The sequence below is a fragment of the Acutalibacter sp. 1XD8-33 genome (assembly GCF_003612555.1).
Taxonomy (GTDB): Bacteria; Bacillota; Clostridia; order Oscillospirales; family Acutalibacteraceae; genus Acutalibacter.
On the sequence record NZ_RAZF01000014.1, the window covers coordinates 1 to 26,554 of the forward strand.

29 protein-coding genes and 2 pseudogenes are annotated in these 26,554 nt (G+C 52.6%); 27 read left to right on the forward strand and 4 right to left on the reverse strand.

The window, feature by feature from the left end:
* Positions 1-35 precede the first annotated feature (35 nt).
* The 11 genes and pseudogenes from D7X94_RS10325 to D7X94_RS10375 all read left to right on the forward strand — a co-directional run bounded on the left by D7X94_RS10325 (position 36) and on the right by D7X94_RS10375 (position 10,152).
* Positions 36-857 carry a TniQ family protein gene (locus tag D7X94_RS10325; RefSeq protein WP_120427642.1) on the forward strand — a complete coding sequence of 274 codons (822 nt, stop codon included), beginning with the start codon at positions 36-38 and terminating at the stop codon, positions 855-857.
* A 5-nt stretch (positions 858-862) separates the two neighbouring features.
* On the forward strand, positions 863-1,342 hold the full coding sequence (locus D7X94_RS10330; protein ID WP_120427643.1) for a hypothetical protein: 480 nt from the start codon (positions 863-865) through the stop codon (positions 1,340-1,342).
* Positions 1,343-1,447: 105 nt separating this feature from the next.
* The gene (locus D7X94_RS10335) at positions 1,448-1,813 is read left to right on the forward strand and encodes a hypothetical protein (protein WP_120427644.1); all 366 of its coding nucleotides are present in this window, start codon (positions 1,448-1,450) and stop codon (positions 1,811-1,813) included.
* A complete protein-coding gene (locus D7X94_RS10340) occupies positions 1,810-2,454 on the forward strand; it encodes a hypothetical protein (RefSeq protein ID WP_120427645.1) in 645 nt (214 codons plus the stop codon). The genes D7X94_RS10335 and D7X94_RS10340 overlap by 4 nt, the downstream gene beginning before the upstream one ends.
* A gap of 411 nt (positions 2,455-2,865) precedes the next feature.
* Positions 2,866-3,894 (forward strand): annotated as a pseudogene (locus D7X94_RS10345) (DNA cytosine methyltransferase); the annotation flags it as partial.
* Between the two features lie 87 nt (positions 3,895-3,981).
* Entirely contained in the window at positions 3,982-6,021 is a 2,040-nt protein-coding gene (locus D7X94_RS10350) for a lysozyme family protein (RefSeq protein WP_120427646.1), read from the forward strand.
* 233 nt (positions 6,022-6,254) lie between these two features.
* Complete coding sequence (locus tag D7X94_RS10355) at positions 6,255-6,947, forward strand: response regulator transcription factor (protein ID WP_120427647.1); 693 nt, start codon at positions 6,255-6,257, stop codon at positions 6,945-6,947.
* Positions 6,931-7,842 (forward strand): ABC transporter ATP-binding protein, encoded by a 912-nt coding sequence (locus D7X94_RS10360; protein WP_120427648.1) that lies wholly within the window; start codon positions 6,931-6,933, stop codon positions 7,840-7,842. Before D7X94_RS10355 ends, D7X94_RS10360 begins: the two co-directional genes overlap by 17 nt.
* Positions 7,839-8,510: a hypothetical protein gene (locus D7X94_RS10365; protein ID WP_120427649.1), complete on the forward strand. Its 672-nt coding sequence runs from the start codon at positions 7,839-7,841 to the stop codon at positions 8,508-8,510. Before D7X94_RS10360 ends, D7X94_RS10365 begins: the two co-directional genes overlap by 4 nt.
* A 4-nt stretch (positions 8,511-8,514) precedes the next feature.
* Positions 8,515-9,270: a hypothetical protein gene (locus D7X94_RS10370; RefSeq protein ID WP_120427650.1), complete on the forward strand. Its 756-nt coding sequence runs from the start codon at positions 8,515-8,517 to the stop codon at positions 9,268-9,270.
* Positions 9,271-9,279: 9 nt separating this feature from the next.
* A complete protein-coding gene (locus D7X94_RS10375; RefSeq protein WP_120427651.1) occupies positions 9,280-10,152 on the forward strand; it encodes a sensor histidine kinase in 873 nt (290 codons plus the stop codon).
* Between the two features lie 221 nt (positions 10,153-10,373).
* On the opposite strand, the gene D7X94_RS10380 is transcribed toward D7X94_RS10375, so the two are convergent.
* The gene (locus D7X94_RS10380; protein WP_120427652.1) at positions 10,374-10,721 is read right to left on the reverse strand and encodes a helix-turn-helix transcriptional regulator; all 348 of its coding nucleotides are present in this window, start codon (positions 10,719-10,721) and stop codon (positions 10,374-10,376) included.
* Between the two features lie 464 nt (positions 10,722-11,185).
* Between D7X94_RS10380 and D7X94_RS10385 the strand changes: the two genes are divergently transcribed.
* The 11 genes and pseudogenes from D7X94_RS10385 (at position 11,186) to D7X94_RS10435 (ending at position 18,144) form a co-directional block, all read left to right on the forward strand.
* Positions 11,186-11,668: a hypothetical protein gene (locus D7X94_RS10385; RefSeq protein ID WP_120427653.1), complete on the forward strand. Its 483-nt coding sequence runs from the start codon at positions 11,186-11,188 to the stop codon at positions 11,666-11,668.
* A 417-nt stretch (positions 11,669-12,085) separates the two neighbouring features.
* Complete coding sequence (locus tag D7X94_RS10390; protein WP_120427654.1) at positions 12,086-12,286, forward strand: hypothetical protein; 201 nt, start codon at positions 12,086-12,088, stop codon at positions 12,284-12,286.
* Between the two features lie 90 nt (positions 12,287-12,376).
* Positions 12,377-13,213: an Rpn family recombination-promoting nuclease/putative transposase gene (locus D7X94_RS10395; protein ID WP_120427655.1), complete on the forward strand. Its 837-nt coding sequence runs from the start codon at positions 12,377-12,379 to the stop codon at positions 13,211-13,213.
* Between the two features lie 183 nt (positions 13,214-13,396).
* Entirely contained in the window at positions 13,397-15,112 is a 1,716-nt protein-coding gene (locus D7X94_RS10400) for a recombinase family protein (RefSeq protein ID WP_243111261.1), read from the forward strand.
* 467 nt (positions 15,113-15,579) lie between these two features.
* Positions 15,580-16,040 (forward strand): annotated as a pseudogene (gene tnpA, locus D7X94_RS10405) (IS200/IS605 family transposase).
* 154 nt (positions 16,041-16,194) lie between these two features.
* Positions 16,195-16,371, forward strand: a complete 177-nt coding sequence (locus tag D7X94_RS10410; RefSeq protein ID WP_120427657.1) for a replication initiator protein A — start codon at positions 16,195-16,197, stop codon at positions 16,369-16,371.
* 115 nt (positions 16,372-16,486) lie between these two features.
* Positions 16,487-16,786, forward strand: a complete 300-nt coding sequence (locus D7X94_RS10415) for a hypothetical protein (RefSeq protein WP_120427658.1) — start codon at positions 16,487-16,489, stop codon at positions 16,784-16,786.
* A 38-nt stretch (positions 16,787-16,824) separates the two neighbouring features.
* Complete coding sequence (locus D7X94_RS18470) at positions 16,825-16,977, forward strand: hypothetical protein (RefSeq protein ID WP_158590992.1); 153 nt, start codon at positions 16,825-16,827, stop codon at positions 16,975-16,977.
* Positions 16,956-17,327 carry a hypothetical protein gene (locus tag D7X94_RS10425; protein ID WP_120427660.1) on the forward strand — a complete coding sequence of 124 codons (372 nt, stop codon included), beginning with the start codon at positions 16,956-16,958 and terminating at the stop codon, positions 17,325-17,327. The genes D7X94_RS18470 and D7X94_RS10425 overlap by 22 nt, the downstream gene beginning before the upstream one ends.
* 49 nt (positions 17,328-17,376) lie before the next feature.
* Complete coding sequence (locus tag D7X94_RS10430) at positions 17,377-17,703, forward strand: hypothetical protein (RefSeq protein ID WP_120427661.1); 327 nt, start codon at positions 17,377-17,379, stop codon at positions 17,701-17,703.
* Positions 17,704-18,144, forward strand: a complete 441-nt coding sequence (locus D7X94_RS10435; RefSeq protein WP_120427662.1) for a hypothetical protein — start codon at positions 17,704-17,706, stop codon at positions 18,142-18,144.
* 190 nt (positions 18,145-18,334) lie between these two features.
* On the opposite strand, the gene D7X94_RS10440 is transcribed toward D7X94_RS10435, so the two are convergent.
* A complete protein-coding gene (locus tag D7X94_RS10440) occupies positions 18,335-18,841 on the reverse strand; it encodes a superoxide dismutase family protein (RefSeq protein ID WP_120427663.1) in 507 nt (168 codons plus the stop codon).
* A gap of 322 nt (positions 18,842-19,163) precedes the next feature.
* Between D7X94_RS10440 and D7X94_RS10445 the strand changes: the two genes are divergently transcribed.
* The gene (locus D7X94_RS10445; protein WP_120427664.1) at positions 19,164-19,382 is read left to right on the forward strand and encodes a PD-(D/E)XK nuclease family transposase; all 219 of its coding nucleotides are present in this window, start codon (positions 19,164-19,166) and stop codon (positions 19,380-19,382) included.
* Between the two features lie 224 nt (positions 19,383-19,606).
* Entirely contained in the window at positions 19,607-19,858 is a 252-nt protein-coding gene (locus tag D7X94_RS10450) for a hypothetical protein (RefSeq protein WP_147401706.1), read from the forward strand.
* A gap of 228 nt (positions 19,859-20,086) precedes the next feature.
* Here D7X94_RS10450 and D7X94_RS10455 read toward each other — a convergent pair whose 3' ends face one another.
* Together D7X94_RS10455 and D7X94_RS10460 are read right to left on the reverse strand one after the other, a co-directional pair.
* Complete coding sequence (locus D7X94_RS10455) at positions 20,087-22,723, reverse strand: hypothetical protein (protein ID WP_120427666.1); 2,637 nt, start codon at positions 22,721-22,723, stop codon at positions 20,087-20,089.
* A gap of 123 nt (positions 22,724-22,846) precedes the next feature.
* The gene (locus D7X94_RS10460; protein WP_158590994.1) at positions 22,847-23,626 is read right to left on the reverse strand and encodes a sugar phosphate isomerase/epimerase family protein; all 780 of its coding nucleotides are present in this window, start codon (positions 23,624-23,626) and stop codon (positions 22,847-22,849) included.
* A gap of 286 nt (positions 23,627-23,912) precedes the next feature.
* Between D7X94_RS10460 and D7X94_RS10465 the strand changes: the two genes are divergently transcribed.
* The 3 genes from D7X94_RS10465 to tgt all read left to right on the forward strand — a co-directional run bounded on the left by D7X94_RS10465 (position 23,913) and on the right by tgt (position 26,498).
* Positions 23,913-24,245 (forward strand): hypothetical protein, encoded by a 333-nt coding sequence (locus D7X94_RS10465; protein ID WP_120427668.1) that lies wholly within the window; start codon positions 23,913-23,915, stop codon positions 24,243-24,245.
* Positions 24,246-24,325: 80 nt separating this feature from the next.
* Entirely contained in the window at positions 24,326-25,339 is a 1,014-nt protein-coding gene (locus D7X94_RS10470; RefSeq protein ID WP_120427669.1) for an NAD(P)H-dependent glycerol-3-phosphate dehydrogenase, read from the forward strand.
* A gap of 28 nt (positions 25,340-25,367) precedes the next feature.
* Positions 25,368-26,498: a tRNA guanosine(34) transglycosylase Tgt gene (tgt, locus tag D7X94_RS10475; protein ID WP_120427670.1), complete on the forward strand. Its 1,131-nt coding sequence runs from the start codon at positions 25,368-25,370 to the stop codon at positions 26,496-26,498.
* Positions 26,499-26,554 lie beyond the last annotated feature (56 nt).

The window sequence follows — 26,554 nt, forward strand, 5'->3', positions numbered from 1 at the left end:
CATGCGCCAGAAACAGCAAATCGTGAACACTCTTTTTGAGCAAGGAAACGCTTAGTTTTGTTACCCCCCCCCCGCCGAAAAACTACAAAATTTCTTCGGCGTTTTCTTACAATTTCAAATTGGCGTTGACACCCTATCCTGATGAATGCCTTTATAGTATCTTCTGCCGCTATTTTGTGCGGAGTGGCAGTACATCGAATAAAAGGACGGTTTTTGAATTATTTGGCGAAGCACAGAACCTTGCTTCATTAGTGTACCTTCCCCGCAGGCTGGAATTGGTTGATGGATGGGTTGGCTCAGGCAGCCTAATCACAAGGGAGGGACTTGCCGATAACAACAGCTGCTATGGCTATTTTTCCGTTGCTTTTACTGAGACGATGCTACAGGAGATGGAGGAAAAAATCGTTACAGGAGGAAGCAACCGCAGCCTGGAAAGGCAGATGATCCAGAAATGCAGTAGGAGCTATTGGCCGGAATATCTGCAGTACTGCCCGGAATGTACGAAGGAAGACATTGAAAGCTTCGGGGAGACATACTGGCACAGGCTGCCTCAACTGCCAGGAGTCGAATACTGCCCTAAGCATGGTAAAGCAATCCAGAATAGCAGCGTCTATTTGAAAGAAACTACGATGCGGTTCCTGCCGGCATCCCATACGTTGCGCAGGATGGATGAGAAAGAAAAAGCCGAGAAATGGATGCACAAAGAGAAATATCTTATGATAGCCAAGGACAGTGAATGGCTTCTGATGAATGGGCGGAGGCTGAAGGGATGCAAGGAAGTCGCCAGAAAGTATAAGGAACTGTTTATGGAAAAGGGGCTAACAACAGCGCAGGGCATACGCTACAGCTTACAGTGAAGGAATTGAATGAGCTGGTTCCGGGAGCTTATGCATGGTTTAGTAAAAATGATTTCCAGTGGCTAAAGGATCGGTTGGTAACGGATCAGGAAAAAGTGTACTGGGCAGAATGGGAACAGGAACAGCTGGAAAATTTAAAAGAGGCGTATGCAACAATCCAAAAGGAAGGAGATCCGAACAGACGTGTCACGATTGGATGGCTGTGTACAGTTGCTGGATTGAGGGAAAGTGAGATTAAGGGGCGTTTGCACCGTTTTGCAGATATCCGTGCCTTTATAGGAGAAGTAGTTGAAACTAAAGAAGAATGGCTGGGGCGTAGATTCTCTAAGATTGCAGAAAGAAAGAGTAGGGCCGGAGAAAAGATAGGTATTAATGATGTACGGCAGGAGATGAGTTTGAAGCCAAACACATATCATAAATATAGTGAATTTATCGAGAAGCTGATTAAAGAACTAAATGGAGGTGTTCATAATGGATTTATTTGATTATAGGGATTGCTTTACTGGAAAGAATGGAGTATAATTTCAAAAAATAATCATTGGTAGTACAAAAGTAATTTGTATTATGTACATAGGACAAGGAGGATAAATATGGCACAGAATAGTGATAGTGTTGAATTTGTAACATCAAAATCTTTAAGGGAGATTGAAAAGGCTCTTCAAAAAGCGTATAGACGGGCTGGAGTGGAAAGTGTAGAACAAAAACCAGGGACATCATCTTACAGTGTTGCCTTATATGGAAAACCAGCACCCCTTTCTCCCTTCGTTTTTGAAGTGGATGTAACAATATGGTCAGAGAATGATGGAACATATACAGTTGAGTTGGAAGCGGTTGGTGATGGTGCCGGAAAATATTTTGGAACAGCATTGACAAGAGAATATGGAACATATAGGGAATTGAAAGCCAGTAAGAAACGGAGAGATATTATACTGAACGAATTAAAGAGGAACCTATGAGTGATGAAATTTGTAAGAAAATTAGCAATATATGCAGTTTTATAGGCGTGGTGTGGATGACTTATGGAGCATGTTATAATGTCCTGGTGTATAATATAACATTTCCCCAGATATTTCTTTGGGATCCGATAAGCTATGCCACGGGGTTTATTCCAATTATTGCTGGAGGTGTATTAAGAGCTTGGTATGTTGTCCGAGAAGGATTTCATGGATCTTCGACAGTAAAGTTTGTTTGTGAACCTCTGACATACCTGCTTTTTTTGTTCATTGACCTATTGATTATAAGGCATTTCGAGATGCATAGAGGGTTTGCCTTGGCTTTTAGCTGGAATTTTTTTGTTGGCTTTGTTCTTCTTCTTATTTTTGCTGTGATACAGGCTACTGTGTTCGCATATTTGGAACACGAGAGCATACATGAGATTTTTTCGGGTAGAACGTTATGGATTGCATGGCTTACGCTTGCTGCAGTTAACGGATGTGTGGAAGCATATGAATACGTCAAAGGATATGGTGAATTACTCCAGGAAACTATTCAAATGTGGGTAGTTGTATCTATTGTTTTGACTTTGCTCTATATGGTATGGATAATTATATATTTAATATTTTCAGTTCCGTTTGCATTGTTTGGAATGTTAGAGTGAAAAAGTTCTTGTTCTCGAAGAAAAAGGAAGGCAGCCAACTGTATTCGAGCAAGACAGCGAGTGAATTAGTCGGTATTGTGAAGGTCGTAATTATAATGACGGTGAATAGTTACCCCCAAAAATTTACGAAAGACTCGTTGGAGATTTCAGCCCGATAAGCAGATGTTTCGTAGAATTTATAAGTTTACTAAAGTTATTGGGATGTTCAGTGAATACGGGCAGGTAATATAATAGAATAGTGAAGCTGCACAAGGCTTGGAAAAGATGCTATTACTGTAAAAAGTAAGAGCATCTTTTTTTGTACAAAGGAGGCGATGCCATTGAATGTTCAAAGTGGATAGTATGAAATTTAATTTACAAAAAGAAGGTAATTAGTATGAAACTTATTTTTGAAAGGACAGTTTATTCGATGGAATAGGTGTGTTTCCCCTGGCGGCTAAACTGAATGGAATCGAGCCAGTCTGGGCCAGCGAGATAATGAAAGCGCCTGTTTCCATCACCAAGCGCCATTTCCCCAACATGGCGCACTTGGGGGATATCACCCTGCTGGACGGCGGGAAAATCCCGCCTGTTGACATTATAACCTTCGGCTCGCCCTGCCAGAATTTTTCACAGATTGGCGACCGTGCAGGGCTGGCCGGGAAGAAATCGAACCTGTTTTTTCAGGCTATCAGAATCATAAACGAAATGAGGGATGCCACTGGAAATCTATTTCCAACTTTCGCTGTTTGGGAAAACGTCATGGGAAGCCTTTCATCCGGAAACCGGCTGGATTTTGGAGCCGTGCTCACAGCTTTCGCGGGGTGCCCGGTTCCAATGCCTGCTTCCGGGAAGTGGGCAAACGCCGGGATGGTTAGAGGGGGACAGCCTGATCTGGCCTGGCGGCTTATGGACGCCCAATATTGGGCAAGGCCCCCTCTGGCCCGAAGAAAGCGCGTGTTTCTCCTGGCAGATTTTAGAGGGCGGCGTGCTGCAAAAATACTGTTTAGGCCCCCGGGCGTGCGCCCAATTTCTGGAACTGGCGGCCCGGGCGGGAATCCCGCCGCCCCCGGAGATAGAAGCCCTTTTCTTGAAGCAGGGGGGCGTGTACCCATCGTCTACCCTTTTCAAATGTATAGAATGAGGGCAGCAGCAGCAAACCAGAACCATGCGCAGTTTATAGGCGGCTTTGGCAGGAGAAACGACCCGTTCCCCACCATCCTTGCCAGCCGAAACGCGCCTTTTGCCTTTTGGTACGAGGATGACCCGGCGGGCGGTTGTGTCCGCTATCTGACGGAGCGGGAAACCGAGCGGGCTATGGGCCTGCCCGATGGCTGGACGGAGTTCGGCGCGGCGGGCGAGAGGATAAGCCCGGCCCAAAGGTATATGGCTTTGGGAAATTCTATCGCCCTGCCCTGTGCTTTTTACATTATGGAAGGTATCAAAAATTCAGTAAATTAGCGTGGAAATGCGTCCCAACTTGGGACGCATTTTTGCTTTATCCAGGAGGTGCATTTTATCCGAATCATACGAGAAAAAGACCCGTCTATGGTTATTAAGGCGAGCGCCCCTGTTAAGAAAAAACAGGGTGAAAGCGTCCTGCCAAAGCAGCGGGCGATGAAACTTGCCAGAGACAAGTTTACAAAGAAAATCCGTGATTCTGCCCAGCCGAACGATAGGGAGCAGCAGGACAGGCCCGCCGGCAATTTTGCCGTTGACAGCACCCAGCAGGCGGCTCAATTTGTAAGTGATAAAGCCGTGAATGGCAGTATGCAGAAAGCGAAAATTGCCATTCAGCAGCGGCAGAATTTCATTAAGGAACGCAAGGCTCAGGCCGCGGAGAAAAAAGCTCAGGTGGTGGAGGCTGTTCATAAGGGGCAGGATATTAGCAGGGCTGAATTGTCCCGTGGTATACAACCTTCCCCCACTGAAAACAGGGCAGGAATTTACCGCAGTGAATCTTCTGTACACATAGGGATAGATTATGCCCCGTTCACCCCTCAACCGAAGTATGCCGCCCATGACCCGGTACAGCGGCCAGCAGCCGAATCCGGTTTTTCGCAGGCTGCCTATAGGGAAACTCCTGTGCAAAAATCAGAACCATTCACCCATCGCCCCATAGCCACAAACAGTAACCTACACAAAAATCAATCAATCCATCGATCCGTCCAGCCGCCCGCCGGGGAGGCTGGACGTTCCTCTATTAAGGAGCACAATTCCGACGCTTTTGCCCCCAAAGAAAAGCCGGTTCGCGGCCCCTCTGCCATTAAATCCCGCCGCGCCGAGGAAACCGTGAAAAATTTGACTGATCCCATCAAAACAGATATGATTAACACAAATAGAGCTGCAACTTTCCCGAAACTGAACAATTCTGTGAAACCCGTAAAAAGCGCAGTGCCGCGCCGTTCAGCAGGCAAGGCCCTGATGGAGCGCGCCGCCCGGAAAATGAAGCTCCACAGCCAGAAACAGCTCGCCCAAAAAGCAGGTAAAACCGCTAAAGCCACAGGAGCCGCCACGAAAAAGGCCGCTGTCGTTACCGTCCGGGCCGCACGCGCTCTTATAAGTGCCCTTGCCGGGCTTGTAGGCGGGACAGGCGTTTTCATCCTCCTGGCCGTGGTACTGCTGGGCGGTGCATTGTCGGCCTTCGGTGCTTCTCCTGGTACTGGTATCTACACACCTGTCAGCGCAGAGGTAGAAGCCTTCGAACCCACCATCCGTATATACGCCACCCAGCACGGAATCCCCGAATACGTGGACTTGATAAAGGCCGTGATGATGCAGGAATCCGGCGGCAATGTGGAGCTGGTGGGCGGCGATGTTATGCAATGTGCCGAGGGAATGGGCCTGCCCGTAGGGACGCCGGTTGACCCGGAGCGCTCTATTGATTTCGGGACAAGCATTATCGCCAACAACCTACAGCTTGCGGGCGCCACAGGCCCTGGAGATATCCCGCATATAAGCCTTGCTTTGCAAGGCTACAACTTCGGCAACGGCTACATATCCTGGGCGCTGGCCCGGGGCGGTTACTCCAAGGAAAATGCCCGGGAGTTTTCTGTCTGGCAGGCAGGAATCCATGGGTGGAGTGGGTACGGCGACATCGACTATGTAGACCACGTCCTGCGATACTATCCTCTGGCAGCAAATCCTCTGGGCGGGGCCAGCGCCATAGCCGAGGGCCGGTTTGCTTTCCCGTTCCCTGGCCACACCTGGGACACCTATTCGGGGCACAACGGCATAGATATTTCCTTTGCAAACTGCTATGGGGAGCCGGTCTATGCCTGCGCCCCCGGCACTGTCCGCTATATCCAAGATGGGTGGACGCCTGCCCATGGGGTAAATAATATGTGGTCTTTTGGTAACTGTGTGGTGGTAGACCATGTGGACGGGTGGCAGTCTGTCTATGCCCATCTATCCAGGCTGGCGGTTGTCCCCGGCACGCCTATCCGCCAGGGGCAGCTTGTGGGGAACATTGGTAGCACGGGCAATTCTACCGGGCCGCACTTGCACTTGGCGTTGTACTATCACGGCAGCCCCGGCGAGAATGGCATGAACTATGCGGAGATGGCGTGGCCGCAGTATAGGGGGTAGGGATGTGGCCTGAGCTGGGCAATACCATTAAGTTTAGCCTAGCAAACATAATCCGTTCTGCATCCACAGCACCGTAATCATAATTGATTTTTACTATAGCACAAATGGATCATAAATATAAACAAGCCGCCTGCCTTTCCCATTTCTTTAGAAACTCTTTAGAAATCCCCTCCCACCCCGTAAAAACGCCGAAACATTTCCTTGTTATAATAGTCACAAAGGAGGAATGACTTATGTACCATATCCTCGTGGTAGAGGATGACCAGGAAATCAATCGTCTGCTATGCCGCTTACTGGAACAAAACAATTATTGCCCTATCCCAGCCCTCAACGGTTTGGAGGCACTTCAAACCGTTGAGCAAGAGACCGTTGACCTGATACTATTGGACTTGATGCTCCCCGGCCTCCATGGTGAGCAGCTTCTGGCAGAAATCCGCAGAGCGAGCACCGTGCCTGTCATCATCGTTTCCGCCAAGACCAACATGGAGGGTAAGGTGGAACTGCTCCGGCAGGGTGCGGATGACTACATCACCAAGCCCTTTCACACAGGAGAGGTACTGGCCCGTATCCAGGTCTGTCTGCGCCGGGCGCTTAGGGATAATGCCCCGCCTGCCGTTCTGCATACCCATGGCCTGACTTTAGACACCTGTGCTAAAGCGGCCAGCGTGGAGGGCCATACCGTCCCCCTCACTGCCAAAGAGTATAAGCTGTTGGAAACCTTGGCGCTAAATCCCCATATGACTTTTTCCAAGCGCCAGCTTTTTGAAGCCGCTTGGCACGAGCCATACTTAAATGGGGACGCACTCAATACGCACATTAGCAACCTGAGAAAAAAGCTGAAAGCCAAAGGGGCTGACTGCATAGAGACGATATTCGGTATTGGCTACAAGCTGCGGGAGGAGGAACACCATGGCAACGGTATTTGAGGCTCAGGCCCTCATCAAATGTTACCGGCGGCGTACAGTGCTGGATAACCTGCATCTTTCCATCCCCCAGGGGAGCGTCTATGGCTTGGTGGGGGGAAATGGTGCGGGGAAAACCACCCTTATCCGCTTGATGGCCGGGCTGGATTTCCCTACCTCCGGTGGCTTCTCCCTTTTCGGGAAAGCGGAAAATCAAGTGGAACAACGCCGGCGTATGGGCTTTCTCATCGAAAGCCCGGCCTTATACCCGGATATGACCGCCCGGCAAAACCTGGAGCTGGTGCGTATCCAAAGGGGCATACCAGAAAAGAACCAGGTGGATGAACTGTTAGAGCGTCTGTCCCTGCAGGACACGGGCCGCCAGCGAGTAAAAAACTTCTCTTTGGGGATGCGCCAGCGGCTGGGCATTGCTGTGGCGCTGTTAAATGAGCCGGAATTCCTGGTACTGGACGAGCCCATCAACAGCCTGGATCCCACAGGCATTTTGGAGATACGCAGGCTGCTGCAGGAGTTGAACCAGCAAAAGGGCACCACTATTCTGATTTCCAGCCACATCCTGCCGGAACTGGAGAGCTTGGCCACCCGGTATGGGTTCCTGCATCATGGGCGGCTGGTTCAGGACATCTCCGCCGGGGAACTGGGAGAACGCTGCCGTCAGTACATCCTTCTTCGCGTACCTGACCCGGAGCGGGCGGCGGCCCTGCTGGAATCGGAACTGCATACGGCGAAATTTACTGTGTATCCTGATCGTTCCTTGCACATTTACGACCTTATGGGGCGCACCGTGGAGATCAGCGCCTGCTTGGCCCATCATCAAATCCCCGTCCAGGAATTGACCACCAAAGGCGATGACCTGGAAACCTATTTCCAACGGTTGATAGGAGGTGGAGCAGAGTGAAAGCAATATGCTACCGGTTTTTCCATAGCCCTGGGGTGGGCGTGTTCTTCCTGCTTTATGGGGTGGTAAGCTGCCTTTCCCTCATCAGCGACTTTTCCTCTCCGGGGGAGCTGTTTGTCCAGAATTTGGGGGATATGGGTCCGCCCGGTTTGGGGCTATCCGTATTTTCAGCGGTATATATGGGGGCGGCATTTAGCCGCCGCACTTTCCAAAGCCAAATTGCCCATGGAGCGTCCCGGATAAAGCTGCTGAGAAATCACTTTCTGCTGTTAACACTGGTATTCTTGTTCCTGGCCTATCTTAACGCCGGGCTGCCTGCCCTGCTTTGGGCTATCTGGCGGGGCGGTATGGGCGGCGCGTATCCAATGGAATATTTGCTGCGCCTGTGCCTGCCCGCTGCCCTGCTTACAACAGCCAGGGGCGTGGGGCTGCTGATATTCCCTTTCCTGTTCCGGGACTCGGTCAAGACCCTGATGATATCTCTTGTGTACACCCTGCTGGTATCCGTGCTGACCCAAAGCGACCGGCATACCTTCCCATACAGCTTCTACGGTCTGGCACCTTTCCCTCTGTGGGCAGATGTTACCGTAGCCATTTTGTCCCTGGGCATACTGGCCCTAACCTTCGGCCTGCTGGCACTATACTTCCGCCAGACGGCTTTGAGGTGACGCTATGCGGATACTTCTTACAGAATTGCGCCGGGTACTTTTTCAGCGTTTTACACTGCTGTGCATTTTGGGAGGGACGGCCCTTGGCGCGCTTTTCCCTTGCACAAACCTACGAAACCCAGACCGCACGATAGAACAGCTTTTTGGCACTCCGGGGATTATATACGGCCTGTTCCTTGTCATGGCAATGATGGTAGTCCCCTTAGGCCGAGATTTTACTCAGAGGACTTTCCAGCAAAAAATCGCCCAGGGCGGCAGGCGTGTCCCTTTGGTGTTGGCTGCCTTTTCTGTTTCTTTGTTGGGTGCTGCAGGCGGAGCGCTGGTTTTCCCTGTCAGCGCCGTCCTGTTCACCCGGATTTACAGCGGGTGGCAGACTGTACATGGCCAAAACTTAGGTTATCTGCTGGCAGACAATCGCTTCCACACCTGTCTGCTGGCCTATGGCGCGGGTTTACTGGCAGCAGGGACAGTGTGTTTTCTCATTACGTCCTTATGCCGGGACTTGGTAAAAGCATTGGGCATCTCCACAGGATATGTGGTTTTGCTGGTAATGCTTTCCCAAAAAGCCTTGGACGGGGAAAGCCTGGCCGTCTTTCGCAACTTTTTCAAGTGGACACCCGTGTACCAACTGCTTGCGGGCATCCGGCAAGTACTTATCACCTCGGCGGATATGCAGTTTTTGCTGGTTATCTCCGGACTGACCTTACTGGTGACAGGAGCAGCATCTTGTGTGGCACTGTTCCATGCTAAGCTGAAATAGGAGGGCGGAATGATACTCTTTTTGTGCATTTCCTTGCTGGCAGTGTGCCTTATCTTTTTGTCCTACTGCTGGGAGATAAACAGCCTGTGCCGTCAGCTTCATGCGTATAATCAGGGCCAGCGCCGTGCCAAGCTGTCCAACCGCGGTCTATTCCCTGGTATGGGAAAGCTGGCAGGGGAAATCAATCAGGGACTTAGAGCGAGTGAAAAACTGCGGGAGGATGCCGCCTGCCAGGAAAAACGATTGCGGGAGTCCATAGGTAGCTTGGGCCATGACCTGCGCACTCCCCTGACTGTCCTCCAAGGCTATAGCGAACTGCTGGAGAGCAATCCGGAACACCAACAGGAATATCTTTTCGCCATGCGGCAAAAGTGCGCCCAGTTAACCGAAACCATCGACCAGTTTACCCAATGGCACAAGGCTGAAAACCCGGAGACTCCTCTCCATATAGAGAGACTTGATTTAGCCGAGCTGCTGGCTGTCTGCTTGATGGAGCAAGCACACCTGTTCTGTAACGCTGGGGTGGAGCCGGAGGTGGAACTGCCGGAGCAGCCAGTATATATATATTCTGATAAAGGAGCCTATCGGAGAATATTGGAAAATCTGTTGACCAACGCCCACCGCCACACCACGGGGCAGGTATATATCAAGCTGGACCCTCCGGGAGAATCCGTACACCTTGTAGTTGCTAATCAAGCAGAGGGGCTGAAGCCGGAGGAAGTGCCCCTGCTTTTCCAGCGCTTTTATCAGTATGATTCTGCCAGGAGTAAAGGCGGCAGTGGACTGGGGTTGGCGATTGTTAAGGCATTGACGGAAAGGCTGGGGGCCGGGCTTGATGCTGGGGTGGAGCGAGGATGGTTTTGGGTACAGATCAGGTTATAGGCGGCGGACGTTTAGGGATTTTCCTCAAAGCGGTATAAGTGAACTCTTGTACAATGAATAACTTTTATGCGATTGGGTACCTTTATACAAAAAGATTTCGTGAAAGTGGCTAATCCACAAAAGCAACCATTCTAATCAAGGCGCCCCAAAGCGTATCAAAGAGTATGCTTTGGGGCTTTTCTTTATAGAAATGAAATTGTTTTCAAATACAGCCTAAGAGATTATTTATTTTCGCCGATATCCCTAAATTCAAGCGCGATAGCCCTCGCTGAAGCGAGGATAGCCCGTTGGCCTTCTTCAGATGAATTTCGATAAAGCACTGCAATTTCTTGAATGTTCGATTCCTCCGTTAGGTTCGCGCAGGAAAACAAAGAGTCAAAGGATATTCCTAAAAACCGCACCAATATAGAAAGAATTTCATAAGACGGATTCATCTTTCCTCTTTCAATTTTAGATATCGTTCTTACGGCAATCCCAGAGATATCTGAAAGAGCTTGTTGGGTCATATTGCGGTTTTCCCGCGATATCTTTATATGGCGGACTAACTTGACCAAAATATCCTCTGGCACTATTGTTCACCTCAACCATATTCTATCGGTCAGGCCGTGTATTATACAGAACCTAATCGTGCTAGATAACTAGAATTATAATTCTATACAACTCAGAGAGTCCAAAACTTGTCAAAAAAACGGCAGCTTTTTGGATTGCTCACCCGTGTTCAAAAGACATAACTGCCATTTGAGGAGGCAATTATGTCTTTTTCTTCTAACTGGCTAAGACTAACAGGGTATCGTTTCACAAAAAAATATGTAAAATTTCTCGGAACACTATTGTTTCAATTATAGTATTATCGTTCCATAATTCATGCACTAATAAGCGTATACACAGTAAAAAGGCAGGGTTTCCTATAGGGGCACCCTGTTTTTTTCATAAACTCAAGAAACTTTCCCCCTGCGCCAGCTACTGGCCCAGAGGCCCTCCATTTCATTTTCTACTTTTCATCAAAAGACAAAAATGAAATGGAGAGAGCAAAATGTATGACAGAAAAAGTGACTATGCCTTAAACAAAACCGACCCTGACGCTATCGTATTCAAGACGGCGACCGGGGCCTACATACGCTTGCACCGGGAGGACTTTTCCTCAGAGGAAGAATTTGACCGATGGAAAGGCTGGTCTGACGAGGACTATAGGGTTGTGGATGTTCAGAACAACGCCTATACGAAACAAACCGTAAGCCTGGAGGGTGTCCCGGAACAGGCAGACAGTTTGTCCCCGGAGCAGCTTTTAATCGAGCAGTACGATCAACTGGACAGAGAGCAGTTTTGCCGCCTGCTTTCGGAGGGTATTAACACCTGTTTGTCCGAAACCCAGCGCCGGAGACTCTTGAAGTTCTATTTTGAAGGCCAGTCAGAGGCGGAAATCGCACAGGCTGAAAAGGTTGCACAGCCGAATATAGCGGAAAGTCTGTGGCGCGCAAAAGAAAAATTAAAAAAATTTTTCAAAAAGGCCATATAGTTAGCCGCTACTTTGACGGTAGGTGAGGGACATTTTTCCTGCCTGCTGTTTGGCAGGGGTAATGCGTCCCAACTTGGGACGCATTACTTTTTGTCCTCGTGAACTTTGAAAACTGAATAAGGCAAAACAGACACATTCCCTGTGCGGGGAGCTATACCGCAAGGTGCGCCAAGATGTTTCGTGAGCAGAAAGGTGGTGAACATAGCCACAGAAACGGAGCGACCACACCAAGCGGCAAACTGCCCTTGCAAGGCAGCAGGCCATAATCCGCACCAGGGGGACAATGATACTTGCGCCGGCTGTCCGTCACGGGACAGGGCGCCCCGCCACAAGCATGGGGGGAGGATGAAAAAACTATGGAGCGGCTGCTACCCGCCGTCTGTATGAGCCTACAATTTTTCTTTAGGAGAACTCACTATGCAGAAAATAGAACCAGAAACTGGCGTGACCTTTGTGGATAAGGCCCATAATACGATATATTTAAGCGTATGCGGCTGCCAAGTCATCGCCACCTGTGCGGAGCACGATAACACAGACCTGTACGAACAGGTAAAAGATATCCTGGTGGACTCCTTTTTCCACTCCCCCACCAACGAGCGGCAGACAGGTATTCCATAAATATGGATAAAAACCTTTCCGCATTTTCGGCAATATAGCTTGCAAACCAGCCCCAAAGATAGTATACTATGAGTAAAGGAAGTGGTACCCATGCCCATCAAGCCATTTAAGGATCTAAGCCTTGTGGATGATTTCATGTTCTCAGAAGTCATGCGAAGGCCGGAAAATATCAAGCCTTTCCTGGAGGCCCTGCTTGAAAAGAAGATAGAGAGTGTCGTGACCATCGACAAGCAGAAGGACTTGAAGGACACCTATGACGCCCACGGCATCCGATTGGACGTATACCTGGAAGATGAACACCAAACCAAGTACGATGTGGAAGTCCAGGCCCGCCTGCACCGCAAGCTGGAAAAGCGCATATGGTACTACACCAGCGGCATCGACCGGCACAGCCTGGAAATGAACACGGACTATGAAGAACTGTCCGACTGCTTTGTGATTTTCATTTGCGTGGAGGATTATTTCGGCGCTGGCCTAGCCGTCTATGAGCGGGAGAGCCACATAAAGGGTGCGCCGGAGATTCCCTATGTGGACGGCTCCCATGCTTTCATTCTCAACACGGATTTTAAGGCAGAGAACGGCAACCCCGCCGTGATGGATTTTCTTAGATATATTCGGGCAAGCTATAAGGGCGAGCGGTACGATATTTCAGAGTCAAGCTATTTGCGGCAGATAGATGAAGCGGTCAGCGAGATCAAAGAGGACAGCGGAAGGGAGATGGAATATATGACCATAGCCATGAAGATGATGGACGAACGCAAGGAAGCCTTTGAGCAAGGCGAGGCCAGGGGCCGGGCTGAAGGTGAACGTGCCAACCAAATCAAGACCATCAAGCGTATGCTTTCCCGTGGTATGAGCCTGGAGGACATCAGCGACATGATCGGTCTTGAACTGGAAGAAGTCAAAAAGTTGGCCGCACAAGAATAACTCCCTGCATTTTGTTTATATGAGCACTCCACAAAGAGTGCTCTTTTCTTTTGTGAAATTTGACAGAATCCTCATAATATGAGATAATACTATTGGAGGAATACTCCATCTGTACCTTGACAATTTCATATTGGGATATGCTGGTCTGTCATTTTTCATGGATTAGAAAAGGATGGACTGTATATGAAAAACACAAGCATTTTCCCAAACCATGTTTCAGAAACCCTCATTTTTGATAAAGACACTGGCTGGCGGGAGAATATGCCCACCTACATTGAACCGGGTACAAGGGTGCTGTGCCTTTACCGTGTGTCCACTGACAAGCAGCTATACCACACGGACAACAACGAGGCGGATATCCCCATGCAGAGAAAGCGCTGCCGAAAATACTGCGAGTCCATGGACTGGACGATAGTATGTGAGTTGCAGGAAGAAGGCGTTTCCGGGCACAAGGTTCGGGCCGAAAACCGGGACAAGATACAGCTTATCAAAGAGTATGCCAAGCAAAAAAAGTTTGATATCCTGCTGGTGTTCATGTTCGACCGGATAGGCCGTATCTCCGATGAAACTCCTTTTGTAGTGGAGTGGTTCGTGCGCAACGGTATCCGCGTTTGGAGCACCCAGGAGGGCGAACAGCGCTTTGACAATCATACGGACAAGCTGACAAACTATATCAGGTTTTGGCAGGCAGACGGTGAGAGCGAAAAGACCTCTATCCGTACTGCTAACAGCATGGGCCTTTTGACCGAGGACGGATGCTTTACCGGCGGGCGCTGCCCCTATGGGTACAATTTCGTGAAAACTGGGCGCATGAATAAGCGCCGCCAAGAGGTCAATGACCTGGCTATCTGCGAGCCAGAAGCCGAAGTTGTTCGTACTATGTTCCAGCTTGCCGCAAAAGGAGGCTATGGGGCGCAGCGAATTGCCAATTATCTCAATGAGCGCGGTATCAAGAACCATTCTGGCAAGAACTGGCACCCGGCTTCTATCCAGGGAATGTTGCGGAATATCCTCTATACTGGTGTCCTGCGAAGCGGGAAAAGTCGTTCGGAGCCGCTGGAACGGTTGAAAATCGTCGAGGACAGGGACTTTCAAACTGTCCAGGATATGCTGGCAGCACGCTCCCGGGCCACTGAAAAAATACGCTCTAAGCCACTGAATACACGGGGTCAATCGCTGCTGTCCGGGAATATATTTTGCGGGCATTGCGGGGCGAGGTTGTGTATCACCACCAGTGGAAAAGGGCGGCCCAAGGCTGATGGCACGGACACCGTGCGTATGCGGTACACCTGCCAGACGAAAAGCCGCACCTATGGCGATTGCGACGGCCAGACCGGGTACACGGTGGAAAAGCTGGACGGTATGATTGATTCTATTATCCATACCATTTTCGCCAAGGTAAGCAGCTTGAGCCGTGACGATATTATAGCGGAGCGGTTCCAGTATGACCGCGCCGCCAGGAAAGCTGCTCTGGACAAGGCAAAGAAAGAATATGAAAAAGCCGAAAGCGAGTTGAAAAGCCTGAAAGGGGAAATCATCAAGTCCATTTCCGGCGAGAGTCCCTTTGCCCCGGAGCTATTGAACAGCGTAATTGGGGAGCAGGAGAGCAAATGCGGCGAGCTAAGACAAGCCTGCATACTCGCCCAGCAGGAATTGGACGACAACGACTCCGCCCTTGCCAGTATGGGGCAGCGTTATGACGATATCCTGGAATGGTCTGCGGTCTATGACCATGTGACGATACCGGCGAAGAAAATCATTGTCGCCCATATCATTGAGCGGGTGGACGTTTGCCGGGGGTATCAGCTCCATTTGAAGCTGAACCTAAGCGTTAAGCAATTCCTCTGCGGGCTGGACTGTATGCCCGATGTGGAAACTGCCCTGCGCACATCTGCATAATTTCTCCATAGAACATATTGGCTTTCAAACAAGGAAACATCCTTTCTGTAGTGGGGGCGTACATGATACGCCTGCACGATGGGGGCATAGAAAACATGATTTGGGAGAGCGCTTGAATGGCATTCAAGAGGTCAGCGGTTCGATCCCGCTTATCTCCACCAGAAAGTAGAGAGGGATTTTGTCCCTCTCTACTTTTGTACACAAGGGAAAAGGCTTGTTTCAAAAGGAACGAGCCTTTTTTCGTGTGTGTGTTTCGCAGACTGGCATATCCCGGCCACGCAAGCACACTCCCTTATGGGGCGTTCAGACTTTTTGAACGCCCCTTTTTGTCTATCGAAACCCACTCGCTTTGCGAGTGGTTCAAAAGAAGGCTTATGGAGATGATGTAGAAAGGAAAACTCCTTTTGGTGTAAAAAAACTTGCGGTCTGGCAGCTGCAAGAAAAAAGACCAAAAGGAGGACATACAGATGGATGTCACAAACAGTTTATCACACACAAGATGGAATTGCAAATATCAAATCGTATTTGCGCCGAAGTACAGAAGGAAGGTATTCTATAAGGAAAAAAGGGGAGAGGTAGGAAAAATACTGAGGACCCTTTGCGAGTGGAAGAAGATAAAGATAGTGGAGGCGGAAGTGTGCCCGGATCACGTACATATGCTGCTGGAAATACCGCCCAAGGTATCGGTGTCCAGCTTCATGGGGTGCTTGAAAGGGAAGAGCAGCTTAATGATCTACGAGAAGTATCCGGAGTTAAAGTATAAGTACCGGAACAGAGAGTTCTGGTGCCGAGGGTACTACGTAGACATGGCAGGCAAGAATGCAAAAAAGATACAGGAGTACATCCAACACCAGCTGGACGAGGATAAGGCAGGAGAACAACTGACGATGGGAAACTTCTAAAGAGCCCGTTTACGGGCGGCAGATAAGGACTATACGCAGGTGTCAGACTGCACCAACGTGACGTGACGCGTGGCTAGCATCATGGGGTTATACCCGCATATGAAATCCCCCGGCTCCGCCGGGGAATTTTTATTCATGCCCATTTTTTAGATACCATCATAACAGAAAGGAGTTTTCCCTATGAAAGACCGCCCTGACTTTGAATATTTTTACGGCGGGGAGTCGGAACAATTCAGCTTCTACCGCATCCCTCGGCAGCTCATTGTGGGCTCGGAGTTCAAGCACGTCTCCACCGACGCCAAGCTGCTTTACGGCCTTATGCTTGACCGCATGGGGCTTTCCGCCCGTAACGGCTGAATAGTAAACGTGCTTGAAATCCGAAAATCGTGATTTCAAACAGCGGTAATACCGCCAGGGTAAAAGAATTATAAATTCTTTTACCCTGCGTTAACTATATGACGATGAAAACCGGGTGTTCATCTACTACCCACTGGACGCAATCAAGGTGGCCCTTAATTGCGGCAACGATAAGGCGGTCAAGCTGCTGGCAGAGCTGGACAGCAGCAAGGGCATTGGCTTGATACAGCGGGTAAAGCAGGGCCAGGGCAAGTCTGCCAGAATTTACGTCAAGCGGTTCACGACCAGGGAAACACCTGATAGTGATAACTGCCCCCCTCGCCCCGAAATCCAGACTTCGGAAAATCGGAGTGTAATTATACTTACAAGAATCAGACCGAAAGGAGCTATACCGATCCATCTATCCAGCCATTGACCGATGGGATGGATCAGCAGGCTTGCCGGGAGGGGGTGATGGAAAATATTAGTTTCGACCAGCTTCTGGAGGAATATGGCAGAGAGGATGTGGAGGGCGTTGCAGACCTGATTACAGACAGCTTGCTGGGTCTCAGAAACGTTCCGACCAGTAGGTGGACAAAAAGGAAATGCCATTTAACACGGCGGTAGAACTGTCTTACCTCAAGCCCGAGGAACGGGAAAAGGTGGTGGATTTCATCAAGAAAGAGGGCGTCGTTCCTACCATGGCCCAGGCCACGGAGGTAAAAAAGGCCAGCCAGGATGCCGCGAAAGCCGCTCCTGCGCCGGAGAAAACAACCTCTGCCCCTAAACTGCCTCTTGCGGGTAACTCTCCCCAGGCTACAGAAAAAACTGCTCCCCCTGCACCCACCAAGCTCGCCAAGGCCCCCGCGGTCAGCGAGGTTAAGCGCAAAGTTTTCAATGCCCTTGATTTACAGAAAAAGGCCGAGGAAAGGCAGAAGGCTAAGCAAGTGGTAAAAGACGCCGCGAAGAGAAGGTGATAGCCTTTGGCGGATAAAGAGAAATTCTATACTGCCTATAGCCACGGAGATGAGCGGCCGGGGAGTGAACTCAAATATAGCTCCACTATCTATCTTCAACGATACTGTGGATTTTTTGCGGCCCTTTGCGGAGGAATCCATGGAAACGCTTACGGCCTGGACGGAGAAAAGCATTTCCACTGAGAAAGCGATTTATGAAGAATTGCAAGAGGTAGCGGGGAAATGGCGGGAACAGGCGGCAGTCACCTTGCTTTTGCAAAAGGCGGTGGAGTGTCTGATAACGCCCCAGGTGCAGCATACCGGCAATGTGTGGGAAAAAGACTCTGATATATGGCCCCGGCTTTTGGCTCAGCGGAGAGGTTCGGAAAAGCGCTGAATGAGGAATGACAAGATACCCATTATTGCCGCGTCTATAAGCCGGTATGAGGGGATGGACGTGTTAATCGGTAAAGACGAAAAGCTCTATATAGGCAAGCAGGAAAATTACCATACTGTCATGTCTGAACACACCGCTTACTATGACAATTCCGACGGCAGCCTGCGCTTTGTTTCCATAAACCAAAAGCTGTTTCATATTTTGTCAGGCAGTGATGGATATGTCTTGAGCCAGGATGAAATGGTACGCCGCGGATATTTCAGCGTACATGATTATAGTGAATTTGCGGCTTTGCAAAATGGCACACTATCAGACCTTGTTTTAACAAAGCTGTTGATGTTTGATGGTATACCTTTCAAGCCGCCGGAAAAATCATCTATGAGAAGGAAGAAAGGCGCCCCGAAAAAGTCCAGAAGCCGAGGCCAGCCCATGGAGCGTTGACACTGTCCGCCGCAGCTTTCCCTGCCAACACCTTTGGTGTTGGCGTCCCAGCAAGTACGGGATTTTGACAGCAAAATCCCACTTGTTAGGGGAGCGGCTCGCCTGCCGGCTCGGTCAGTTGCTGGACGCGTGCTACTGGCACGCAGCAACCCCCTAAGACCCCGGTTTCCATAGCGCCTGGAGTGGCGCGTCAGCCGCAAAAGCCCGCTGTCCTCTGGATCACCCCGCAGGCGATTTTGGTGCCGGAGTTGCCGGAGGGCTGTGTTGTGAAATCGTCGGGGTGGTCGTGTATGATAACGACTTTCCCAATGACATCTTCCACCAAAAAACGGTCAGTCAAAACGGCGGACACCGCGAGACCCTTGTTTCCAAACAGCGGCGGCAGGTCACCCGCATGGTAGGGGTGTTCACATTCCTTTGGGTTATAGTGGGACATGGCGTAGGGGAACGGTTCGTCCCCGCTACCGCCGCAGTCCGTCCCCTGATGGATGTGAAAGCCGAAAATCCTCTCCTGGCAGGGCTGGCCGGAAACAGGCAGGCCGCTGACCTCGGCATAGACGATAATGCCTTCGTTCGTCTGGTAAAAGCGCACCCAGCCGGTTATGTTGGGGAAGTTCTCGCTGCCGGAGATATGGGCTTCTGCCTGGGGCCTGCCACGCAAGGCGGGAATGAGATGTACTCTGGGGGAATGATTCATATGCGACGCTCCTTATCTGCAAAATATTCGGTAAAGTATCTTATGCAGGTATGGGGAGCAGTGTCAGCGAAATGCGTCCCAACTTGGGACAGATTAGCAGTAAAAAAGAAGGGTGTTGATAGGTACACATAATTATAGATAAAAACCTTTCTTCATTTTTGTCAATATAGCTTGCGAACCAGCCCCAAGGTAAAGGAAGTGGTGCCCATGCCCATTTAAGCTTGTGGACGATTTCATGTTCTCGGAAGTCATGCGTAGGCCGGAGAATAGTAAGTCTTTTCTGGAGGTTCTTCTGGAAAAGAAAATATAGCGGGTCGTAACCATCGACAAGCAGAAAGACTTGAAGGACGCCTATGACGCCCACGGTATCAGATTAGACGTGTACCTGGAAGATGAACACTACACCAAGTACGACGTGGAAGTCCAGGCTCGGTTGTACCGCAAGTTGGAAAAGCGTATACGGTACTATACCAGCGGTATCGACCGGCACAGCCTGGAAATGAACACGGACTATGAGGAACTTTGTCCGACTGCATTGTGATTTTCATTTGCGTGTAGGACTACTTTGGCGCAGGGCTCGCCGTCTATGAGCGGGAGAGCCACATAAAAGGCGCGCCGGAGATTGCCCATGAGGACGGCTCCCATGCCTATATTCTCAACGCGGATTTTAAGACAGAGAACGGCAATCCCGCCGTGATGGATTTTCTCAGATATATTCGGGTAGGCTATAAGGGCGAGCGGTACGATATTTCAGAGTCAAGCTATTTGCAGCAGATAGATAAAGCGGTCAGCGAGATCAAAGAGGACAGCGGGAGGGAGATGGAATACATGACGCTGGCAATGAAGATGATGGACGAACGCAAGGAAGCCTTTGAGCAAGGCGAGTCTAAAGGCCGTACAAAGGAGCAGATTAAAATTGTTAATCGTATGCTTTCCTGTGGTCTGAGCCTGGAGGACATCAGCGACATGATTGGTCTCGAGCTAGAAGAAGTCAAAAAGTTAGTTGGGCAAGAATAACTCCTTGCATCTTGTTTGTTTAGTTAATTCAGTTCAAAAGAATCTTTTGAATCGGGCGGTAAAGCCGCCCAGCTTTAGAATAGGCTTAGCCGGTTCTAAAGTGAATTTACTATTGAGCACCTCCACAAAGGGTGCGCTTTTCTTTTGTGAATTTTGACAGAATCCTCATAATATTATCTTGCGTTTAGGGGATTTCTATTCTGACAATATTCCTTCAACCTGCCGGCCTCAGCTTCTGTCGGAGAAATGCCCCGCCGCCCCTCTGCCGTGGGCAGTTCCGTCCAAAATCACACCCCCATACACCTCCGGCGACCTGAGAATGCCCGCGGGCTTCAGCTGGTACTCGTAGCACCACAGATCCCCGGCGCTGCGCCAGGAGTTGGGGCTCTGATAGAAGTACACCCCCTGGGTGTGGTGGAGCTGGCCAAAGCCGTTCTGCCTTGTGCCATAGAGCCGCAGCACCACAAAATGTTCCCCTGGCGCGGCCTTGACCCGCAGGGCGTAGGGCGAGAACGCGATGTTCCCTCTGTCCTCTCCGTCCACCAGCACCTTCACGAGCCCGCCCCGGTAGTGGGGCACACGGAGGGTAAAGTCCCCCTCGCTCCGCACCCGAAAGCCGTACTCCACATTGCCCGTGTAGAAGGGCAGACCCTGCCGGGTGATGTCCCCAAAGGCCAGACTGCGCACTGGGGCGGTCAGAAGTTTTTTGCAGCCGTTGACCCCCACGCCGAAGTCCCCCAGCAGGTAGAAGGCCTCCAGGTTCGTGCGGGGGCCGATGGGCACCGTGATCTCCAGCCGGCTCTCCCTCGCGCCCAGCTCCGGCAGGGGGACGGTTTTTATGCTCTTGTCCACGAACCAGCCGTCAGGCCGCAGGGTAGGCACATGCAGGCCGTTCAAAGCGACCCGGGCGCTCTCAGGGCACTCCAAGGCCAGCTTCGCCCCGGCAATGTGTACCTCGCTGCGTATGCGGAACAACAGCCGCAGTCGGTCCTTCGGCTCCTCCTTGGGCAGCAGGTAGGGCTGGACCACCTCTTTGCGGCGCAGGGGAATGCCCAGCTCCCCACGGATGATATTGTCTATACGCAACAGCTCCTCCGCTGGTCGGAAGTCCCCGTCGTTCAGGGCGTACTCTGCCATGTCAAGCAAAAGCATATTGGGCTCGCTGAGCCGTATCTCCACTGGTTCCAAGGTGACGGCTGGCGCACTCTGGCTCTCTGCCCGCTCCGTAGCGCCTGACGCGCCCCAGCCCGGAACCAGCTGCAGAAGCAGGCTGTCGTGGATGTGCCAGGGGCGGGAGAACACCGTCCAGCCGTTTTCATATTGAGCGGGCAGGGGCGCGGTCTCCCCGGTGAGGGTGTCGAACACCTCCAAAGCGTACTCCCTCCGCAGGGCAAAGCGCAGGGTGGGCGCCGGGTCCACGTCCGGGCTCTCGGGTGTCTTGCCGTTGCAGATAAAAAGCCATTTGCAGTCATCGTCCTCACGCAACTGATAGAGCAGCCGGTCCGCCCGCTTGCCGTCCTCATGGCGGATATCTATCGTCCGCTCCGGCTCCAGTGCCGCCAAAATGCTCTCTCGGTCAAAGCCCAAATGCTCCGCTCGGCTGAACAGCTCCCGGCACCTGTCGGAGGGTTCACCGTCCACATACGCCGGGCAGGGGCCCAGGAAGATCACCCGCCCGCCGCCATTTAGCAGGGCCTCCAAACGCTCAACGGTAGAGCTCCGCAGAGTGCGCACCGGCGGCACCAGCACCACCGAGTAGGCGCACTCACCCACCTTTAAGGGCGCTCCAGGGGCCGGGCACTGCTCCGGGAACCGGGCCTCATTGATATAGTCAAAGTCTATATTCCCGAACAGCAGCCACTCACACAGCCCCGCGAACTGCTCCTCCATCTGCCCCCTGGCCCCGGCGGTCTGGGCGGCGGGGCCGAACAGCAGCCAATAGCTCTCGATGGGGTGGACCACCCCCACCGTCACCGCCGGGCGGCCCCGGGTCAGGGCCGTGTTCAGCCGGGCGAAGTGGTCCTCGATAAGGGGGAACTCCTCCCACCAGGGGGACTGATAGCCGATGGACGCCGGGTAGTCCCGCTTTGCCTCGCCCTGCATGGTGTACCAGGAGAGATGCGGCACCCGCAGGGTCACCCCCTCCGCCCCCTGCTGACGGGCCATAGACTGGGCCTGCTTGGCGGTGGTGTACTCCCTGAAATCGCAGAGTATGTCGATGCCTGGCAGGCCGAACTCCGGGTAGCAGCGCATGGCGTCCCCCACGGCCTGGGTCTGACTCTCCAGGGTTGGCTCGCCCATCAGGTGGCCGGTGAGCAGTAAATTGTTCTCCCGGCACCAGCGGCCGATTTGCTGGCAGTAGCTCTCCAGAAACCGGTCTGTGACCAGGTTCTGATACCGCCACCGCGCCCGGGAGAGCCTGCCCCCGGGCAGCTCCCAGATGAGCTCGGGCAGCACGTCCAACAGTTCTTCATCATAGCGGACCCGGTACAGCTCCGGCAGGCAGTCCGTCCAGGAGAGGAACAGGTCTTTTTGCTGGGTAGCAAAGTCCAACGCCTGCTTGGGGGCGAACTGGGGCTCGTCTGTGAAGATGCCCAGGGTCGTGCCGCCGAAGTCCCCGCCCACCCATGTCTTGTAGGCCTCGTGGGTAGTCTCGATGAACTCCCGGATGGCCTGGGGGTTCAGGGTGTCTACATAGGCCTGGTCGTTGAACCAGGGGTCAGCCGCGGCGTGCTCTATGTAGGCGTACCACTTTGCACCCTGAGCGGGGTCGCACTCGTCGACGCGCCGGTATTCCTTTAGACAACCGTTTCCGTCCAGCACAATATCAAAAACCGCAAGGAGCTCCCCGTTGTCCTGGCGCACGCTGTTTTGCCCCCGGCCCGGCTCGGGCTCCTTCGCCTGATGGGCGCGCCCCGGTACTCGCTGGCGGGATTCTTGAACAGCTCCGGCGAAAGGGCCTTTTCCTTTGACTTTGGGTACAGCATCCTAACACATCCTTTCCTTCAGCAGCGCAAGGCTGGCCCTCGCGTCCTCCTCAAAGCGCTCACAGCCCGCCTCAATGCTAACGCGCCCTGCATATCCCGCTTCATTCAGCACCGCAAACAGCTCTCCGTACTCACCCCGCCGGTCTGCCGGGTCGCCGTCCTTGGGGAACAGCCGCCCCTGGGGGCAGGCGGTGTGTACATGCCAAAGAAGCTCCCCCGCGTCAGCTAGGGCTGTCAGCGGCTCGCCCTCACAGTGCATATGATAGGTGTCGCCCAGCACGCCCACATGGGGCAGGTCCAGCAGGGCCGCCAGCTCCACCGCCTCGCCCACCCGGTTCAGGATATTGCACTCCTCCCGGCGCAGGGGCTCAATGGCGATGCACAGGCCGTGTTCCCCGGCAAGGCGGTCCGCCAAGGTCAGGTAGTCCCGGAGCTGCCGCCAGGCCTGTGCCCAGGAGAAGCCTTCCGGCACCCGCCTACTTCCCCCGGACCCAAAGACGATGACCCGCGCCCCCAGTAGTTCCGCCCGGGAAAAGGCGGCGCATAGATAGCTTTCTGCCCGGGCAAGGTCTGCCGCCCCGCCCACCACAGGCAGGTCTCCCGGGAGCATACCATTCACGGCTTCGCACCGCAGGCCGGACCCCTCCAAAGCCCTCCGGGCATTCTGAAATTCCTCCTCAGGCATGCCGGCCACTGCCGAAAGGCCGGTCTCTATGTAGTCATAGCCCAGCCGGGCCAAAACCCCGGCGTTATCCAGGGACGTGCAGACTCCTAATTTCATTTTATTCACACTTTCCGGCTTATGCCGTTTATTATTTAGGGGGAAGTTCCCCGCTAGAGATATTATAGCATAGCTCCAAGCCGCTTTGCGTCTTGGGAAATCGCTTACACGATTTCTGGAACTGCTTCGCAGTTCTGCTCTACTGAAATAGCCTGTGGCTATTATAGCATTTTCCATAGAATTTGTATATATGGAACCGCTTTAGCGAACGCAAAACCGCTGGTAAAATCCCGTGGGATGTGGTATAATAGCTTCAAATCATCCTACATACAAAGAAGGCATAATCATGCAAAATTTGGAGGTTCAACTGACAGAGATCACACCGGATGGAGTCACCGTCACCTGGGAGCCTGTCCCCGGCGCGCGCACCTACCGGCTCCTTTGGAGCGACCGTAACATCCCCGCTCAAATCTACAAGAAGTCCGACGAGACCAATGGGACCAGCCTCCGGTTTGACAGGTCCACTCACATTCCATACTACTTAAAGGTGCAGGCTCTGGATGATTCCGGGGCTGTCTTTGCGTCCGGCGGGCCTGTCCCCACGCCGGTAAATCGCACGCTCCGCCCCCAGTTGGAGAAGCGGCGAATTTCCCCCGGGCTGCTTGACTTTTCTGGGTAAAACAGGTATAATAAGAAAAGAAAAGCGGTGTAGGGCACTCCTTACACCGTTCCTTTTTTCAAATATCAGGAGGAAGAAGCATGGTTCATATTGGCGTGTTGGGCGCCGGAACATGGGGAACGGCTCTGGCAAGAATGCTGGCGAATACCGGGAACCAGGTAACGGTCTGGTCTGCCATAGAGAGCGAAATTCGGGATCTGGCTGCGGGGAAGGCGCACCCCAACCTGCCCGGCGCGGAAATTCCGGAAAGCATCCGGTTTACCACAGAGATTTCAGAGGCCTGCGCGGAAAAAGAGATGATACTGTTTGCGGTGCCGTCTCCTTATGTAAGGGAGACTACCAGGCGCGCCGCCCCCTATATTGCCCAAAAACAGATTCTTGTGGATGCGGCAAAGGGAATGGAATCTGGCACTCTTTTCACAATGACCCAGGTAATACAGGACGAGCTGTGCCGGGAAAACCCCGCCAAGACCGTGAGGCTGGTTGCTCTTTCAGGCCCTACCCACGCGGAGGAGGTGGCCCGGGACATGCCCACCACCATTGTGTCCGCCAGCGGCGACCCAGCCGCCGCGAAAGCGGTGCAGGACACCTTTATGAATACCTGCATGAGGGTTTACACCAACCCGGATATCCGCGGGGTGGAGCTGTGCGGGGCGGTGAAAAACATCATTGCCCTGGCGGCGGGCATGTCCCGGGGGTTGGGCTACGGCGACAACACCAAGGCGGCCATCATCACCCGAGGGCTGGCGGAGATCACCCGGCTGGGCTGCGCCGTGGGGTGCCAAGAGCAGACCTTCACCGGTTTGGCGGGAATTGGCGACCTGATTGTCACCGCGACCAGCGTCCACAGCCGGAACAACCGTTGCGGCGAGCTGATTGGCCAGGGAATGCCACCCCGGAAGGCAATAGAAAAAATCGGCATGGTGGTGGAGGGGATCAATGCCATCCCGGCCGTGCGGAAGCTGTCGGAGCTCTATGGGATTGAGATGCCCATTGTAGAGGCGGTGGATTCCATTGTCAACGGCGGCGTGGCTCCAGAGGCGGCGGTAGAAGAGCTGATGGGCCGGGGCAAAAAGGGAGAACGAGGCCTGTAGGCACAGACGGGAAAGAGGAGGAACCCAATTGTATCAATTGCTGAAAACGGAGGGAATGGCCCGCCGGGGCAGGTTTGTCACGGTCCACGGCACGGTACAGACTCCGGGCTTTATGAACGTAGCCACCGCCGGAGCCATCAAAGGGGCGGTTTCGGCCTATGACCTGAAAGAGCTGGGCTGCCAGGTCCAGCTGTGCAATACCTACCACCTCCACCTGCGCCCTGGGGACGAGACGGTGAAGGCTCTGGGGGGCATCCGGAAGTTTACCGGGTGGGAGGGCCCGGTCCTCACGGACAGCGGGGGGTTCCAGGTGTTTTCCCTGGCAAAACTGCGGAACATCCGGGAGGAGGGAGTGACGTTCGCCTCCCACATCGACGGCCGGCGGATCTTTATGGGGCCCGAGGAGAGTATGCGGATTCAATCCAATCTGGGCTCCACCATTGCCATGGCCTTTGACGAGTGCGTGGAGAATCCCGCGCCATACGACTATGCCAAAAGCTCCTGCGCCCGCACCGCTCGGTGGCTCCGGCGTTGTAAGGAGGAGATGGCCCGGCTCAACGCCCGGCAGGACACCCTGAACCCCAGCCAGCTGCTGTTTGGCATCAACCAGGGCTGCACCTACCAAGACCTGCGGGTGGAGCACATGAAGGAGATCGCTGCCCTGGACCTGGACGGCTACGGGATCGGCGGTCTGGCGGTGGGGGAGACTGCGGAGGAGATGTACGCCGTGATCGAGGCCATCGAGCCCCATATGCCCAAGGATAAGATCCGCTATTTGATGGGCGTGGGGACTCCGGCCAATATCCTGGAGGCGGTGCGCCGGGGGGTAGACCTGTTCGACTGCGTGATGCCCACCCGGAATGCCCGCCACGGCCACGCCTTTACGGCGGAAGGATGCCGGAACCTGATGAACGCCAAGTACCGGTTGGACCAAGCCCCTCTGGACGAAAGCTGCGGCTGTCCGGTGTGCCGCAGCTTTACCCGGGCCTATGTCCACCATCTCTTGAAAGCGGGGGAGATGCTGGGGATGCGGCTGGCAGTGATGCACAATCTCTATTTTTATAACCATCTGCTGGAACGGATCCGCGCCGCCTTGGACGAAGGCCGGTTCGAAGCGTTTTACCGGGAAAACATAGAGGTTATCAGCCGGAGAATCTAGGGTATGTTCACATAAGCGTTCGCACACGCCTTTTTGGCAGATTCAAGACAAAAATC

Bases quoted from the DNA above. Each gene is read 5' to 3' on its own strand.
- D7X94_RS10335 (WP_120427644.1), top strand. From the start codon at position 1,448: ATGGCACAGAATAGTGATAGTGTTGAATTTGTAACATCAAAATCTTTA.
- D7X94_RS10340 (WP_120427645.1), top strand. From the start codon at position 1,810: ATGAGTGATGAAATTTGTAAGAAAATTAGCAATATATGCAGTTTTATA.
- D7X94_RS10350 (WP_120427646.1), top strand. From the start codon at position 3,982: ATGGTTATTAAGGCGAGCGCCCCTGTTAAGAAAAAACAGGGTGAAAGC.
- D7X94_RS10355 (WP_120427647.1), top strand. From the start codon at position 6,255: ATGTACCATATCCTCGTGGTAGAGGATGACCAGGAAATCAATCGTCTG.
- D7X94_RS10360 (WP_120427648.1), top strand. From the start codon at position 6,931: ATGGCAACGGTATTTGAGGCTCAGGCCCTCATCAAATGTTACCGGCGG.
- D7X94_RS10370 (WP_120427650.1), top strand. From the start codon at position 8,515: ATGCGGATACTTCTTACAGAATTGCGCCGGGTACTTTTTCAGCGTTTT.
- D7X94_RS10375 (WP_120427651.1), top strand. From the start codon at position 9,280: ATGATACTCTTTTTGTGCATTTCCTTGCTGGCAGTGTGCCTTATCTTT.
- D7X94_RS10385 (WP_120427653.1), top strand. From the start codon at position 11,186: ATGTATGACAGAAAAAGTGACTATGCCTTAAACAAAACCGACCCTGAC.
- D7X94_RS10390 (WP_120427654.1), top strand. From the start codon at position 12,086: ATGCAGAAAATAGAACCAGAAACTGGCGTGACCTTTGTGGATAAGGCC.
- D7X94_RS10395 (WP_120427655.1), top strand. From the start codon at position 12,377: ATGCCCATCAAGCCATTTAAGGATCTAAGCCTTGTGGATGATTTCATG.
- D7X94_RS10400 (WP_243111261.1), top strand. From the start codon at position 13,397: ATGAAAAACACAAGCATTTTCCCAAACCATGTTTCAGAAACCCTCATT.
- D7X94_RS10410 (WP_120427657.1), top strand. From the start codon at position 16,195: ATGAAAGACCGCCCTGACTTTGAATATTTTTACGGCGGGGAGTCGGAA.
- D7X94_RS18470 (WP_158590992.1), top strand. From the start codon at position 16,825: ATGGAAAATATTAGTTTCGACCAGCTTCTGGAGGAATATGGCAGAGAG.
- D7X94_RS10425 (WP_120427660.1), top strand. From the start codon at position 16,956: ATGCCATTTAACACGGCGGTAGAACTGTCTTACCTCAAGCCCGAGGAA.
- D7X94_RS10430 (WP_120427661.1), top strand. From the start codon at position 17,377: ATGAGCGGCCGGGGAGTGAACTCAAATATAGCTCCACTATCTATCTTC.
- D7X94_RS10435 (WP_120427662.1), top strand. From the start codon at position 17,704: ATGAGGAATGACAAGATACCCATTATTGCCGCGTCTATAAGCCGGTAT.
- D7X94_RS10440 (WP_120427663.1), bottom strand. From the start codon at position 18,841: ATGAATCATTCCCCCAGAGTACATCTCATTCCCGCCTTGCGTGGCAGG.
- D7X94_RS10460 (WP_158590994.1), bottom strand. From the start codon at position 23,626: ATGAAATTAGGAGTCTGCACGTCCCTGGATAACGCCGGGGTTTTGGCC.
- D7X94_RS10465 (WP_120427668.1), top strand. From the start codon at position 23,913: ATGCAAAATTTGGAGGTTCAACTGACAGAGATCACACCGGATGGAGTC.
- D7X94_RS10470 (WP_120427669.1), top strand. From the start codon at position 24,326: ATGGTTCATATTGGCGTGTTGGGCGCCGGAACATGGGGAACGGCTCTG.